Consider the following 14,700-nt stretch of genomic DNA (forward strand, 5'->3'; position numbering starts at 1 on the left):
GGAGTCAGCTAGGCGTCGTTCTTGGAGCCCAGGGTGGTCTTGTTGACCAGCATGAGGAACTCGGCGTTGGACTGCGTCTCGCGGATCTTGCCCGTGAGGAGCTCCAGCGCCTGCTGCGTGTCGAGGCCGGACAGCACGCGGCGCAGGCGCCACATGATTCGGACCTCGTCCGGCGACAGCAGGTTCTCCTCGCGCCGGGTGCCGGAGGCGTTGACGTCGACCGCCGGGAAGATGCGCTTGTCGGCCAGCTGGCGCGACAGGCGGAGCTCCATGTTACCGGTGCCCTTGAACTCCTCGAAGATGACCTCGTCCATCTTGGACCCGGTCTCCACCAGCGCGGTGGCGAGAATCGTCAGCGAGCCGCCGTTCTCGATGTTCCGCGCGGCGCCGAAGAAACGCTTCGGCGGGTACAGCGCGGACGAGTCCACGCCGCCGGAGAGGATGCGGCCGGAGGCGGGCGCGGCCAGGTTGTAGGCGCGGCCCAGGCGGGTCATCGAGTCCAACAGGACCACGACGTCCATGCCCATCTCCACCAGGCGCTTGGCGCGCTCGATGGCGAGTTCGGCGACCGTGGTGTGGTCGTCGGCGGGACGGTCGAACGTCGAGGCGATGACCTCGCCCTTCACCGTGCGCTGCATGTCGGTGACTTCCTCGGGACGTTCGTCGACGAGGACCATCATGAGGTGAACTTCGGGATTGTTGACCGTGATCGCGTTGGCGATCGACTGCAGGATCAGCGTCTTGCCGGCCTTCGGCGGCGAGACGATCAGGCCGCGCTGGCCCTTGCCGATCGGCGCGACGAGGTCGATCACGCGCGGACCGATCTTCTTCGGGTCGGTCTCCAGGCGGAGGCGCTCCGAGGGGTAGAGCGGAACCAGCTTGGCAAACTCGACGCGGTCCTTGCTGTTCTCCTCGGCCGGCTTGCCGTTGATGTTGGTCAGGCGGACCAGCGCGTTGAACTTCTGGCGCTGGTTCGCGCTGCTTTCGCCGTCGCGCGGGGCGCGGATGGCGCCGACGACCGCGTCGCCCTTGCGCAGGTTGTACTTCTTGACCTGGTTCAGCGAGACGTAGACGTCGTTCTGGCCCGGGAGGTAGCCGGAGGTGCGCACGAACGCGTAGTTCTCCAGGACGTCGAGGATGCCCGCGACGGGCAGCAGCACGTCGTCCTCGGTCACCTCGGTGTCGTCGACCTCGGGCTGGTTGCGGCCGCGGCCGCGGCGGCGCTCGTTGCGGTCGTTGCGGGTGCGGTCGTTCCGCTCGTTGCGGTCGCGGTTTCGTTCGCGGCGGTTGGAACGGGGGCCGCGGTCCTGACCGTCGCCGTCGCGCTGGGCCTCGCGCTGCTGGCCACCGTCGCGCTGCTGGCCACCATCGCGCTGGGCCTCGCGCTGCTGGCCACCATCGCGCTGGGCCTCGCGCTGCTGGCCACCATCGCGCTGGGCCTCGCGCTGCTGGCCACCATCGCGCTGGGCCTCGCGCTGCTGGCCGCCGTCGCGCTGCTCGGAGCCGTCGCCGTCGCGGTCGTCGCGGCGGTTCCGGCCGCGCTCGCGGCGGTTGCGGCCGGAGCGCTCCTGGCGGTCCTCGCCGTCCTCGGACGGACCGTTCTGCGCCGGCGCGGACTCGACCGCGGGCGTCTCGGCGGAAGCCTGCTCCCCCTGCGCGGCGTCGGCGCGGCGGGATCCGCGGCTACGGCGCGACGTGGTCGGCTGCTCCGTCTGCTCCGGCTGCTGGGCCTCGACGGCTTCGGCGGGCGCGGCGGACTCCGCCTGCGCCTGCGGGGCGCCGGTGCCGTCGCTGCTGGCGCGGCGGTTGCGGTTGCGGGTGCGCGGAGCACGGGCGTCGCCCTCGGCGGGCGCGGACGCGGCCGGCGCATCGTCCTTCACCGCGGCGGGGGCCGCTGCGGTGCCGTTGGAGCCCTGCTTGGGCTGGCTCTCGCGGTCGGCGACGGCGCCCCCGCGCTGGTGGTTGGAGATCGCGGCGACCAGGTCGCCCTTGCGCATCCGCGAACCGCCGGTGATGCCCAGCTGGGAGGCCAGGGCCTGAAGCTGGGCCAGCTTGAGGCCCGCCAGACCGGAGCTCTGCGGTGCGGTTGCGGTGGTTTCCACGCCTGCTGGCAGGCTGGTGGTTTCAGTCACGAAGGTTCCTTCCCCTCGTCAGGCGAACCGTAGGCGAACGGTCCGCGGAACAGTTTTCGCCGGATCCGCGTCAGATGCGGATCCCGGCTGCCGGCCACGGCGGAGATGCTACCGCCGCCGCCCTCTTGGCTTGCGTTGGATCTGGTCGAGCGTTCCCGCAGGAATCGGGGGAACGGCCACGGTGATGCCGCACGCGGTCAACCGCCTCATTCGGCACACAAGGCCCGCCTGAAAGGTTGCTCTCGAAATGCACGACTCGCGGTGATCGGGCCCAAAGGTCCAGGACGCGCGATGGTCCGGGACTCGGAAGCCGCGACTCGTTGGCCGCTAGTGCACTTCCACCTTAGCACCCGTACGGTCCACGCCGGGCATCCACACCCGCCACGACACGCCGTTTTCGCCGTCGTTCCCCGCCGAAGGCACCGCGGCGGCGCGGCGTTCGATGAACTCGACGGCGCGCCGCGCCTCCTCGTCGCCCGCGGTCAGGACAAGCACCGTCGGTCCGGCGCCGGACACGACGGCGGCGAAGCCGGCGTCGCGCAGGCCCGCGATCAGCGACGCGCTGTGCGGCATCGCCTCCGCCCGGAACCGCTGGTGCAGGAAATCCTCGGTGCCCGCCAGCAGGAGGTGCGTGCGTCCGCCGAGGGCGGCCACGAGCAGCCCCACGCGGGCCCCGTTCTCCGCCGCCACGGCGTGCGGCACCGACGCGGGGATCAGCCCGCGGGCGCGGTGCGTGGAGAGCTCCACGTCGGGCACCGCGACGACGGGCACGATCGAGTCGTCGAGATCCAGACCGATCGACACCGTGCGCCCTTCCTCCTGCAGCGCAAGCGTCAGCCCGCCGTACACCGCGGGGGCGACGTTGTCCGGGTGCCCCTCCAGCCGGGCCGCCTCGGCGAACGTGGCGTCGGCGCCGTCCAGGCGGTCGCGCACGGCGTGCGGCACCAGCGCATCCGCCGCCAACAGCGCGGAGACGACGGCGGCCGCGGACGAGCCGAGGCCGCGCCCGTGCGGGATGCGGTTCTCGGCGTGGATCGCCAGGCCCGCGGGGCGCAGACCGAGCGCCTCCCACCGTTCGAGGATGGTGCGCGCCACGAGGTGCGTCTCGTTGTCGGGAAGGCTCTCCGAGCCTTCCCCCGAGACGGTGACGCGCACACCGGCCTCCTCCGTCGTCGCGACGCGGAGGGTGTCGCGCAGCCCGAGGGCCAGGCCCATGCTGTCGTACCCCGGGCCGAGGTTGGCGCTCGTGGCGGGGACCGTGACCGTGACGGACTGGCCGGCGGCGATGCGCCCGCCGGTCGGGACCGCGGCGAAGGCGCGCTGCACCATGTTCCCGGCCGCCTAGGCCAGGCCGAGCGCCGCGGCGACCGCCACGACGTCGAACTCGACCTTGGTGGGCGCGACGTCGGACCCGTCGGCGTTGCGCAGCGCCCACTGCGGGTCCTTGAGCCCGTGTCCCGTGACCGTGATGACGATCCTCTTGCCCGCCGGGACCTCGCCCCGCGCGTGGTACTTGATCAGCCCGGCAACGCCCGCGGCGGAGGCGGGCTCGACGAACACACCCTCCCGCGCGGAGAGCCAGCGGTGGGCCTCGAGGATCTCCTCGTCCGTGACCGCGTCGATGAGCCCGCCGGACTCGTCGCGCGCGGCGATGGCCTGCTCCCACGACGCCGGGTTGCCGATGCGGATGGCGGTGGCGATGGTGTCAGGCTCGGTGATCGGATGGCCGGCGACCAGCGGGGCCGATCCGGCGGCCTGGAAGCCCCACATCACCGGGAGCCGCGTGGCGACGGCGGGAAGCTCCCCGGCCGTCGGCGAGGCGTACGGCGCGGCGTACTCCTTGTAGCCCTTCCAGTAGGCCGTGATGTTGCCCGCGTTGCCGACCGGCAGCAGGTGGTAGTCCGGGGCGTCGCCGAGCGCGTCGACGACCTCGAAGGCCCCGGTCTTCTGGCCCTCGATCCGGGCCGGGTTAACCGAGTTGACCAGGAAGACGGGGTAGTTCTCGCTAAGCTTGCGCGCCACCTCGAGGCAGTTGTCGAAGTTGCCGTCGACCTGCAGCAACTCGGCGCCGTGCGCGATGGCCTGCGAGAGCTTGCCCATGGCGATCTTGCCGTCCGGGACCAGGACCGCGCACGTCAGCCCGGCCTGCGTGGCGTAGGCGGCGGCGGAGGCCGAGGTGTTGCCCGTGGAGGCGCACACGACCGCCTTGGCCCCGGATGCGACGGCCGCCGTCATGGCCATGGTCATCCCGCGGTCCTTGAAGGAGCCGGTGGGGTTCATGCCCTCGACCTTGAGGTAGACCTCGCACCCGGTGAGTTCGGACAACGCCGGCGCGGGGACCAGCGGGGTCCCGCCCTCGCCCAGCGTGATCACGCGCGTCTGCTCCGTGACGGGCAGGCGGTCGGCATATTCGCGGATGACTCCGCGCCACTGATGGGCCACTTAGTTTCCTTCAACTCGCAGGACGGATGTGATTTCGCGGACGACGGGCAGGCGCCGGACGTCCTCCACGGTGGCGGCCAGCGCCGATTCGCGGCCCGTGTGGGTGATGAAGCGCAGGGTCGCCGAATCGGTCTGCCCGGCGTCGGCCGGGTGGGTCGTCTGGCGCATGGCCTCGATGGAGACGCCGTGCTCGGTGAAGATCCTGGCGATCGCGGCCAGCACGCCGGTCTCGTCCTTCGCCTCGAGGCCGATGCTGTAGCTGGTCTGGATGTCGTCGATGGGCACGGCGCGCACGTTGCCCGTCGTCGTCTCGGTGCGGCCGCGGCCGCCCACGACCACGCGGCGCGCGGCGCTCACGACGTCGCCGAGGATGGCCGAGGCCGTGGGCCGGCCGCCCGCGCCTTGGCCGTAGAACATCAGTTCCCCGGCGTTCTCGGCCTCGATGAACACCGCGTTGAAGGCCCCGTGGACGGCGGCCAGCGGGTGGTCGCGGGACAGGAGGGTCGGGTGGACGCGCACGCAGATGCCCTCCTCCCCGCCCGAACCCTCGACGCGCTCCGCGATGGCGAGGAGCTTGATGACCATGCCGGCGTCCCGCGCAGCGGCGACGTCCGCCGCGGTGACCCCGGTGATGCCCTCGCAGTGCACGTCGCCGAGGTCGAACGGCGTGTGGAAGGACAGGGTCGCCAGGATCGCGGCCTTCGCGGCGGCGTCGAGCCCCTCGATGTCCGCGGTCGGGTCCGCCTCCGCGTAGCCGAGGCGCTGCGCCTCGGCCAGGGCGTCGGCGAACTGGGCCCCGGTGGAGTCCATCGCGTCGAGGATGTAGTTGGTGGTCCCGTTGACGATGCCCATGACCTTGGTGACGCGGTCGCCGGAGAGGCTGTCGCGGATCAGGCGCAGGATGGGGATGGCGCCGGCGACCGCCGCCTCGTAGGAGAGCTGCAGCCCGGCGGTGTCCGCGAGCGCGGAGAGCTCGGGCAGCTGGCGCGCCAGCAGCGCCTTGTTGCCGCTGACGACGGCGGCGCCGCCGGCGATGGCCTGCCGGATCAGCGTGCCGGCGGGCTCCAAGCCGCCCATCAGCTCGATCACGACATCGGCGCCGCGCACCAGCTCCTCGGCGTCGGTCGTGAAGAGCCCGCGGGGCAGCTGCACGTCGCGCGGGGCGTCCGGGCTGCGGACCGCGATGCCGACCAGCTCGAGGCGGGCACCCGTGCGGGCTGCCAGTTCGTCGGCGTCGTCGAGCAGGATGCGCGCGACGTGGGATCCCACGTTGCCGCAGCCCAACAGGGCGACCTTGAGTGTCTTCACGTGCTATCTACGCTCCCATGTCGCGGGCCAACAGATCGGCTTCGGTTTCCCTCCGGATGATCAGCCGCGCCTGTCCCCGGCGGACGGCGACGACCGCGGGGCGGCCCACGTAGTTGTAGTTGCTGGCCAGCGCCCAGCAGTAGGCCCCGGTGCCGGGGACCGCGATCAGGTCGCCCGCCGCGACGTCCTCCGGCAGGTAAACGTCCCTGACGACTATGTCACCGCTCTCGCAGTGTTTCCCAACCACACGGGAAACAATCGGCTCGGCCGCCGTCACACGCGAGGCGAGCACGGCGGAGTAGTCCGCGTCGTACAGCACCGGCCGCGCGTTGTCGCTCATGCCGCCGTCCACGGACACGTAGCGCCGCGGGGACGTGCCGGTCGCGGTGTCCACGGCGACGGTCTTGCGCACCCCCGCCTCATAGAGCGTGAAGGTCGACGGGCCGGCGATCGCGCGCCCCGGCTCGATCGAGATGCGGGGCACGCGCAGGCCGAGCCGGCCGCACACCGACTCGACGACGGACGCCATGGCCGCGGCCAGTTCGGCCGGCGGACGCGGGGTGTCCGCCTCGGTGTAGGCGATGCCGTAGCCGCCGCCGAGGTCGAGCTCGGGCAGCTCGACGCCGTGGTCGCGGCGCACGGCGTCGAGGAAGGTCAGCAGGCGCTCGGCCGCCAGGGCGAAGCCCTCCGGCTCGAAGATCTGCGAGCCGATGTGGCAGTGCAGTCCCAGGAGGTTGACCAGCGGGTCCGCGAGGGCCCGCGACACCGCGACGGCGGCGGGCGACTTGCCCTCGGCCGCGCCGTCATGCCCCGCGCCATCCGGCGCGGCGTCGCCGTCGGCCATGGAAAGGCCGAACTTCTGGTCCTCGTGGGCGGTCGCGATGAATTCGTGGGTGTGCGCGTGAACACCCGGCGTCAGGCGCAGCATGACGTTCGCGGTCAGGTTGAGGCGGCGGGCGATGCCGCCGATGCGCTCCAGCTCGTCGAGGCTGTCCACGACGATGCGTCCCAGTCCCATCCGCAGGGCGGTCTCGATCTCGGCGACCGACTTGTTGTTCCCGTGCAGCCCGAGCGCCGCGGCGGGCACGCCGGCGCGGCGCGCAACGGCGAGCTCGCCACCCGTGCACGTGTCCAGGCGCAGGCCCTCCTCGGCGACCCAGCGGGCAACCTCGACGGAGAGGAAGGCCTTGCCGGCGTAGTACACGTCCACTCCCCCGCACAGGTCGGCGAAGGCGGCGTCGTACGCCTCCTTGAAGGAACGGGCCCGGGCCCGGAAGTCGTCCTCGTCCAGCACGAACAGCGGCGTGCCGTACTCGGCCTGCAGGTCGCGGACACCGAGGCCCTGCACGGCGACCTGGCCGTCGCCGGCCCGTGCGACGCCCGCGGCCCACAGGCCGGGGCGCAGCGCGTTGACGTCGGCGGGGAGGGTCAGCCAGTCGGGGGCCAGCTCTGAGGCGCCCACGGCTACATCTTCTCCGGGGCCGAAACCCCCAGCAGGCCCAGGCCGTTGGCGAGGACCTGGCTGGTGGCGTCGTTGAGCCACAGGCGCGTGCGGTTGACGTCCTCCACCGGCTCGGTCGCCAAGGGCGCGACCCGGCAGGAGGAGTACCATCGGTGGTACGCCCCCGCGACGAGCTCGAGGTGGCGGGCAACCCGGTGCGGCTCGCGGAAGGAGGCCGCCTGGGCGACCACGGAGGGGAAGCGCCCGAGGTGGGACAGCAGCTCGTTCTCGGTCTCGTGGCCCAGCAGGGAGGCGTCGAAGACCGAGCGCCGGACGCCCTTTTCCTCGGCGTTCACCGACGCGGCCCGCGAGCGCGCGTGGGCGTACTGGACGTAGAACACGGGGTTGTCGTTCGTGTTCCGCTTGAGCAGCTCGGGGTCGATCGTCATGGGCGAGTCGGCCGGGTAGCGCCCCAGCGAGTAGCGCAGCGCGTCGGCGCCGAGCCACTGGATGAGGTCCCGCAGCTCGATGATGTTCCCGGCGCGTTTGGAGAGCTTGGCGCCGTTGACGGACATCAGCTGGCCGATCAGGACCTCGATGTTCCGCTCCGGATCGTCGCCGGCGGCGGCGGCGAGCGCCTTGAGGCGGTTCACGTAGCCGTGGTGGTCGGCGCCGAGCAGGTAGATCTTCTCCTCGAAGCCGCGGTCCTTCTTGGACAGGTAGTAGGCGGCGTCGGCGGCGAAGTAGGTGGGCTCGCCGTTGGCGCGGATCAGGACGCGGTCCTTGTCGTCGCCGAAGTCCGTGGTCCGCAGCCAGACGGCCCCGTCGACGTCGTCCACGTGGCCCTGCTCGCGCAACCGGTCCACGGCGTCCTCCACGGCGCCGGTGGAGTGCAGTTCCAGCTCGGAGTAGTAGACGTCGAACTCGACGCCGAAGTCCGCGAGCGTCGCCTTGATGTCCTTGAGCTGCGCCTCGTAGGCGAGCTGCCGGATGACCGGGATGGCGGCCTCCAGGGTGAGTTCGCGGATGCCGGGGTGGGCGCGGAGGACCTGGTCGCCGAGCTCGCGGATGTACTCCCCCGGGTAGCCGCCGTCCGGGACGGGCAGCCCGTGGAGGCGGTTGTAGACGGACAGCGCGAAGATGTTCATCTGGTTGCCGGCGTCGTTGATGTAGTACTCGCGGGTCACCTCGGCCCCGCTGGCCTTGAGCACGCGGGCGATCGAGTCGCCGAGGGCGGCCCAGCGCGTGTGTCCGATGTGCAGGGGGCCCGTGGGGTTGGCGGAGACGAACTCCATGTTGACGACGTGGCCCGCGAGGGCCTCGTTCGTGCCGTACGCCTCCCCGGCCTCGACGATGGTGCGGGCCAGCTCCCCGGCCGCCGCGGCGTCGAGGCGGATGTTCAGGAAGCCCGGACCGGCGATGTCCACGGACTCGACACCGGGGATGCCGGCGAGCCGATCCGCGAGGAGCTCGGCGAACCGGCGCGGCGGCAACCCGGCCTTCTTGCCCAGCTGCAGGGCGATGTTGGTGGCCCAGTCCCCGTGTTCCCGGCTCTTCGGTCGCTCCACGCGCACCTCGGACGGCACGTCGACTTCGAAATCGCCGGCGGCGACGGCGTCGCGCAGGCAGGCGGCAATGGCGGAGGAAAGCTGATCTGGAGTCACCAGACAAGAATAGCGGGGACGCGGTGCGCCGACGTGCCGCCCCCGCGCCGGCGCCCCCCACTGCCGCCACCGGCCCGGCGTTGGTATATTCGGCCTTCACCGAACGGGTCAACGAGGGGAGCGCGGATGTCACTCCCCCCGCCGTGGGCGCACTCCCTGCGCGGGGCGGCCGGGACGTGGGGCGCGTTCCTGTGCGTCCTGCTCGCCGCGGCGGTCCTGGTGGGCGCCGCCGCTGCCATCGGGCCCCTGACCCACGGCAGTCCCCCGGGGCTGGCGCTGCCCGCCGTCGACCTGCCGGCGGAGGCGGAGGAGCCGCCGCCGCCGGCCGAGGACGCCGGGGAGAAGGCCGCCGCGGACGCCACGCTGGCCGATGCCGCGGGCCAACTGATCGCCGCCGCGCTGTTCGCCACCGCGCTGCTGATCGTGACGGGAATCATCCGCGTCCTGCGCGGGGCGGACGGCCACGACGCGGCGGCGGAGCGACCCGGGGCATCCGACGATCCCGCGGACACCGACGAACTGCGCACCGATTTCTCGCGCGCCCTTGCGACGGCCGCGGCGACCCTGGGCCCCCGGGAGCCGGCCTCGGCGGGCACCGCCGTCGTCGCCGCCTGGCGCGGCCTGGAGGACGTGGCGGCGGCGCACGGCCGCGGCCGCCGGGGCGCCGAGACGCCGACGGAGTACGCGGCCGTCCTGCTCGCCGCTTTCGGGCCGCCGCGCGAGCCCCTGCGCCGCCTCCTCCGCTTGTACCAGCGAGTCCGGTACGCGGCCGATCCCGGCACGGCACGGGTCGGCGCCGCGGAGCTGGCCGGGGCGCGCGCCGACTTCGAGGCGCTGGCACGGCATCTGGGCACGTCCGGCACGCCCCCGCGCCGCGAACGGGCGGCCGGCGCCCCGGGCGGATCCCCCCGGTCCGGCGGCGGCGCCGCGTGAGGACGCGGCGCCCGGTCCGTCCGGTGGGCGCACGCCCCGGCGCGCCCGCCCGTCGTGTGGGGTGGGCGGTCCCGGCGTGCCTCGGCGCCGTCGCCCTGGCGTTCGGCACCTACGCCGGGATCGATCCGGGGCATGCGGCCGTGTTCACCGCCGCCGGCGTCTGCCTCGGGTTCGTCTACGCGCTGCTGGCCCTGTGGGGTCCCACGCGGCGGCAGCCTCTGCGGCCGTCGGTCCCGCCCACCGGCAACGAGGCCTTCCGGGGCATGTCGTTCGCCATGCTGTCCGGGCGGCTGGACCGCCAAGGCGCCGCCGCGGCGACACTCGCGCAAGCCCTGGCCACAGCCACGGCCCTCGCCGGGGGCGATCCGGGCGCGATCGGCCCCGCGTCCGCCCGCCTCGCCGGGGACCTCGCCGCCGACCGCGGCCCGGAACCCCGCCTGGCGGCCGCAGCGGCCGGGGAGATCCGCCGCTGGCTCGCCGAGCGGCACACCGCACCATCCGCAGGGAAAGGGACCCCATGACCGAGAGCACACCCGAGGACCCCGCCGCGGCCACGCGGGGCCGCCGCGACGACGATCCGGCCGTCGGCACGCCGGACGACGTCGTCGCCCGGGTCTCGTCGTCCGGCAGCTCGGTCCTCCGGGGGGTCGCCACGGCGGTCGTCGGCTCGCGCGAACCGCTCCGGCTCGCCCTGGCGGCGGTCCTGGCGGGAGGTCACGTGCTGTTCGAGGACATGCCGGGACTCGGCAAGACGCTCGCGGCCAGATCCCTCGCGCAGGCGCTCGGCCTCCCGTTCAGCAGGCTGCAGTGCACTCCGGACCTCATGCCCTCGGACGTGACCGGCTCGTCGATCTTCGACCCGGTCGAGCGGAGCTTCGAGTTCCGTCCGGGTCCGATCTTCACGGGGCTGCTCCTGGCCGACGAGATCAACAGGACCTCGCCGAAGACGCAGTCCGCGCTCCTCGAGGCGATGGCCGAGGGCCAGGTGTCCGTGGAGGGCGGAACGCGGGAGCTGCCGACCCCCTTCCATGTCTTCGCCACGTCCAACCCCGTGGAGTTCGAGGGGACCTACCCGCTGCCCGAGGCCCAACTCGACAGGTTCCTGGTCCGCCTCGAATTCGGCTATCCGTCCGCCGAGGACGAGGCCGGGATCGTGGGGCTCCGGCTGGCACGCGGCCTGCGCGAGCCCGTGGTGCCTCCGGTGCTCACCGCCGGCGGGCTCGCGGGACTGCAGGCCGGCCTCGCGACCGTACCCGTCTCCGCGGACGTCACGGCGTACGCCGTGCGGCTCGCCGCGGCGACGCGGTCGCTGGACGCGGTGCAGGTGGGCGCCTCCCCGCGCGGCTCGCAAGCCCTGGTCCTGCTCGGCCGGGCCGTTGCCGCGCTGGACGGCCGGGCCTATGTGCTTCCGGAGGACATCAAGTCCGTCGCGGTGCCCGTGCTGGCCCACCGGCTGGTGCTCTCCCCCGCGGCCTGGGCACGCGGCGTCGACGCCAAGGACCTGGTCCGGCGGGTGGCCGCCGAGGTGGCCGTCCCGGCGACCGCGCCCGCGACCGCGACCGGCCCGTGAGCGGGTCCCCGCGGCGCCGCAGCGAACCGGCGCGCCTCGCGGCCCCGGCGCATTCGCAGGCATGGGGCGTCGCCGTGGTCCTGGCCCTCGCCCTGGGCGTCGGGTCCGTCGTGGCGGCACGGCCCGACGTCGCCGCACTGGCCGGCCTGTTCGGCCTCCTCTGCGTCGCCTCGCGGTCCGCGCTGCCCGCCGGTTCCGCGCCCGCCCTCGCCTTCGGCCACCAGGTTCCCTCCGCGGACGGCGCCGAAGTGGGCGACGGGCAGGGCGGCGACGGCACGGGCGATGGGCAGGGCGGCGACGGCCGGCGCGTGGCCACGTTTGGCGACCCGGTGGAGCGGCCGGCCGGCGGTCCCGTGCCGGCCCGCGGTCCGCTGCTGGTGCTGCGCGGCCGGGCGCCGGGCGCCGCCGAGTCCGCGGTGGTCTGCGCGGCGGGCGAATCGGTGGGGATCGCACTGCGGATGCCCTCCGCGGGCCGCCGCGAGATCCTCAGCTACGCGGTGTCGACGGCGAGCGCGGACCTGGGCCTGTGCCGGGACGAATCCGGGTCCGGGGCCCTCGTCGCCGCACGGCAACCCGTTCCCGTCCCGCTGCGGCGGCTCCCGCTGCCCGCGCGGCTCCGGTCGCATGCGGGCGCGCACCACGGACCGCTGCGCGGGGGCGGCGCGGAGGTGCGCGACCTCGACCGCCTGCGGCCGGGGGACGACCTGCGGCGCATCGATTGGAGGGCGACGGCCCGATCGGCCGCGACGGACGGTGTCCCGCTGGCGCGCCACCACCACGCTCCCGCGGACGCGGGCGTTGTCCTGGCCATCGACGCCCGCGCGGATGTTCCGCAGCTGGTCGCCGGGTGGATCAACCCCGAGGACGTCCCTCTCGGCGCGGCCTCCTCGCTGCAGCTCACCCGGGCGGCGGCGGGCACCCTCGCGGCCGCGTACCTCTCCTCCGGCGATCGCGTCGGCCTGATGGACCCCTTCGGTTTCGGCGCCCCGTTGCGGCCCGCCGCGGGATTCCGCCAGCTGGAGATCCTGCGGCGGCGGCTCGCCGCCCTCGGGGTTCCGCCGTCGTCCCTCGTGCCGTCGCGCCCGGCCTCCCCGCCTCCGGGTGCCCTGGTCTGCCTGCTCAGTCCGTTCCTCGAGACCGACGCCGCGGACCGGCTGGCGCAGTGGTTCCGTTCGGGCCACGTGGTCGCGGCCGTCGACACGCTGCCGCGGCTGGACACGGAGGGGCTCGCCGTGTCCCAGTCGAGGGCCCTGTCCGTCCTGTTGGCGGGACGCGAGGCGTCGCTGGCCCGACTGCGGGAAGAGGGCATCGAGGTGCTGCCCGTCGATGCCCTGGCCGAGTCCCTGGACTCCTGGAGCGTGCGCCGGGCCAGGTCGGGGACGGGGGCGTGGTGAGGCCCCGCGGCCGGTTCCGAACCGGGCCCGGTCACCGCCGCGCCTCGTTCCGCGTCGAGGGGCGTCCCACGGTGCCGTCGCTGGTCCTGGGGCTGGCCGCCGCGGCCATCGCCGCCGCGGGATGCGTCGCGGGCGCCGCCGTGAACGCGGCGCGCTTCGGGACGGACGGCCTGCCCGTCTCCCTCGGCGTGACGGCGGCCGTGCTGGCCCTGGCGGTGTGGAAGCCGAACCACGCCACGCTGGTGCCGCCGCTGCTCCTGATGCTGGCCGCGTACGCCAGCGTGTCCGCCGTCGCCGCCTGGACCCTGCCGCCGTATGTCCTCGGGCTGCACGTGGTCTACGTCCTCCTCGGGGTCCGGGCCCTGGCGCCGTCGGCCGCCGTCGTGACGGGCGGCGCGCTCGCGGCGCTGGCGCGGGCCGCGCTGCCCGTCCAGGCCGGCGCGCAGGCCCTCGCCGCGCTGGCCCTCGGCGCGCGCCTGCTGCCGGCCGGTTCCGGCCCCATCCTCGGGACGGTGGCCGGGATGGCCGCGGCCTGCGTACTCTGCGGCGCCGCCTACGCCGCGGTGCGGATCGCGCGCCGGGCGGGGAACCCCGAGTGAGCCCGGCGCCGGGGGCGCACGCCGGCCCCGGCGCCCGCGACGGGCGTCGGCGCGCCCGGTTACCGACAGGTCCGCGAGTCCTGCTAAGCTCTCATACGTTCCCCGCCGCGACAGGTTCGCGGCACGCCCTCGTAGCTCAGGGGATAGAGCGTCCGCCTCCGGAGCGGAAGGTCGAAGGTTCGAATCCTTTCGAGGGCACCAACAGACAGAAGACCCCGCCGCGGCGGGGTCTTCTGGCGTTTCGGGAAGGGTTCCGGCGTGGGGCGCCGCGCCGCGTGCCGCGGCCACGAGTCCCGGCCACCGTGCGACGACCCGCCAACACCCCGCACGGCGCGGCGCAACCCGGTGAAGCACCGGTGTCCGCGGCCGGAATACCGACCGCGGACACCGCAGGCTCCACCCGGACGCGCCGGGAACGGGCCGCTACTGGAGCATCGTCCGATCGTCGAGCTGGGCGCCCTTGATCTTCTCGAACTCCTGGAGAAGGCCGTGGACGGTCATCTTCGACTTCTGTTCCTGGTTCAGGTCCAGGATGATCCTGCCGTCGTGCATCATGATCAGCCGCGTGCCGAGGCGCAACGCCTGTTCCATGTTGTGCGTGACCATCAGGGTGGTGAGCCTGAAGCGGTCGACGGTCTCCGCGGTCAGCCGGGACACCAGCGCCGCACGCTGCGGGTCCAGCGCCGCCGTGTGCTCGTCCAGAAGCAGGATCTTCGGTCCGCTGAAGGTGGCCATCAACAGCGACAGCGCCTGGCGCTGTCCGCCGGACAGGAGCCCGACCTTCGCCTTCAGCCGATCCTCGAGACCGAGTTCCAGGGACTTGAGCTCCTCGCGGAAGCGCTCGCGCTTGGCCTTCGTCACGCCCAGGGCCAGACCCCGACGCTGGCCGCGCTCCAGGGCCATCGACATGTTCTGCTCGATCGTCATCGTCGGCGCGCTGCCGGCCATCGGGTCCTGGAAGACCCTGCCGATGAACTGCGCCCGCCGGTGGTCCGGCATCTTGGTGACGTCCTTGCCGTCGATGGAGACGGTGCCCGTGTCGGGGCGCATCTTGCCCGACGTGATGTTCAGGATGGTCGACTTGCCGGCCCCGTTGGAGCCGATCACGGTCACGAACTCCCCGGCGGCCAGGTGCAGGTCGATGCCGCGCAGCGCCTTGCGTTCGTTGACCGTTCCCGGGAAGAACGTCTTGTTGACATTGGTGATATCCAGCATGG

The 14,700-nt window shown here is 73.5% G+C and carries 12 protein-coding genes and 1 tRNA gene; 6 read left to right on the forward strand and 7 right to left on the reverse strand.

Annotated elements, in window-relative coordinates; translation table 11 throughout:
- Window positions 1-8: 8 nt before the first annotated feature.
- The 6 genes from rho to argS form a co-directional block, all read right to left on the reverse strand.
- Window positions 9-2,132 carry a transcription termination factor Rho gene (gene rho, locus ACETWP_RS01415; RefSeq protein ID WP_373970396.1) on the reverse strand — a complete coding sequence of 708 codons (2,124 nt, stop codon included), beginning with the start codon at window positions 2,130-2,132 and terminating at the stop codon, window positions 9-11.
- 327 nt (window positions 2,133-2,459) lie between these two features.
- Window positions 2,460-3,461 (reverse strand): homoserine kinase, encoded by a 1,002-nt coding sequence (thrB, locus tag ACETWP_RS01420; RefSeq protein WP_373970397.1) that lies wholly within the window; start codon window positions 3,459-3,461, stop codon window positions 2,460-2,462.
- 12 nt (window positions 3,462-3,473) lie between these two features.
- Complete coding sequence (gene thrC / locus ACETWP_RS01425) at window positions 3,474-4,574, reverse strand: threonine synthase (RefSeq protein WP_373970398.1); 1,101 nt, start codon at window positions 4,572-4,574, stop codon at window positions 3,474-3,476.
- On the reverse strand, window positions 4,575-5,882 hold the full coding sequence (locus ACETWP_RS01430) for a homoserine dehydrogenase (protein WP_373970399.1): 1,308 nt from the start codon (window positions 5,880-5,882) through the stop codon (window positions 4,575-4,577).
- Between the two features lie 7 nt (window positions 5,883-5,889).
- Window positions 5,890-7,344: a diaminopimelate decarboxylase gene (gene lysA / locus ACETWP_RS01435; RefSeq protein WP_373970400.1), complete on the reverse strand. Its 1,455-nt coding sequence runs from the start codon at window positions 7,342-7,344 to the stop codon at window positions 5,890-5,892.
- A gap of 2 nt (window positions 7,345-7,346) precedes the next feature.
- Window positions 7,347-8,987, reverse strand: coding sequence for an arginine--tRNA ligase (argS, locus tag ACETWP_RS01440; RefSeq protein ID WP_373970401.1), 1,641 nt, complete (start codon window positions 8,985-8,987; stop codon window positions 7,347-7,349).
- A gap of 126 nt (window positions 8,988-9,113) precedes the next feature.
- On the opposite strand from argS, the gene ACETWP_RS01445 reads away from it, so the two are divergent.
- From ACETWP_RS01445 to ACETWP_RS01470, 6 genes are all read left to right on the forward strand, one after another.
- On the forward strand, window positions 9,114-9,920 hold the full coding sequence (locus ACETWP_RS01445; RefSeq protein ID WP_373970402.1) for a DUF4129 domain-containing protein: 807 nt from the start codon (window positions 9,114-9,116) through the stop codon (window positions 9,918-9,920).
- Between the two features lie 23 nt (window positions 9,921-9,943).
- Entirely contained in the window at window positions 9,944-10,441 is a 498-nt protein-coding gene (locus tag ACETWP_RS01450; RefSeq protein WP_373970403.1) for a hypothetical protein, read from the forward strand.
- Window positions 10,438-11,490, forward strand: a complete 1,053-nt coding sequence (locus ACETWP_RS01455) for an AAA family ATPase (protein ID WP_373970404.1) — start codon at window positions 10,438-10,440, stop codon at window positions 11,488-11,490. The genes ACETWP_RS01450 and ACETWP_RS01455 overlap by 4 nt, the downstream gene beginning before the upstream one ends.
- Window positions 11,487-12,884 carry a DUF58 domain-containing protein gene (locus tag ACETWP_RS01460; protein WP_373970405.1) on the forward strand — a complete coding sequence of 466 codons (1,398 nt, stop codon included), beginning with the start codon at window positions 11,487-11,489 and terminating at the stop codon, window positions 12,882-12,884. Before ACETWP_RS01455 ends, ACETWP_RS01460 begins: the two co-directional genes overlap by 4 nt.
- 71 nt (window positions 12,885-12,955) lie before the next feature.
- The gene (locus ACETWP_RS01465; protein WP_373970406.1) at window positions 12,956-13,483 is read left to right on the forward strand and encodes a hypothetical protein; all 528 of its coding nucleotides are present in this window, start codon (window positions 12,956-12,958) and stop codon (window positions 13,481-13,483) included.
- Window positions 13,484-13,608: 125 nt separating this feature from the next.
- Window positions 13,609-13,684: transfer RNA gene (locus ACETWP_RS01470), tRNA-Arg, on the forward strand.
- Between the two features lie 222 nt (window positions 13,685-13,906).
- Here ACETWP_RS01470 and ACETWP_RS01475 read toward each other — a convergent pair.
- On the reverse strand, window positions 13,907-14,698 hold the full coding sequence (locus ACETWP_RS01475; RefSeq protein WP_373970407.1) for an ABC transporter ATP-binding protein: 792 nt from the start codon (window positions 14,696-14,698) through the stop codon (window positions 13,907-13,909).
- Window positions 14,699-14,700 lie beyond the last annotated feature (2 nt).

The organism is Arthrobacter halodurans (assembly GCF_041877255.1).
Classification (GTDB): domain Bacteria; phylum Actinomycetota; class Actinomycetes; order Actinomycetales; family Micrococcaceae; genus Arthrobacter_N; species Arthrobacter_N halodurans.

Excerpts from the sequence above, each read along its gene's own strand:
- thrB (WP_373970397.1), bottom strand. The coding sequence starts at position 3,461 with ATGGTGCAGCGCGCCTTCGCCGCGGTCCCGACCGGCGGGCGCATCGCC.
- ACETWP_RS01445 (WP_373970402.1), top strand. The coding sequence starts at position 9,114 with ATGTCACTCCCCCCGCCGTGGGCGCACTCCCTGCGCGGGGCGGCCGGG.
- ACETWP_RS01455 (WP_373970404.1), top strand. The coding sequence starts at position 10,438 with ATGACCGAGAGCACACCCGAGGACCCCGCCGCGGCCACGCGGGGCCGC.
- ACETWP_RS01475 (WP_373970407.1), bottom strand. The coding sequence starts at position 14,698 with ATGCTGGATATCACCAATGTCAACAAGACGTTCTTCCCGGGAACGGTC.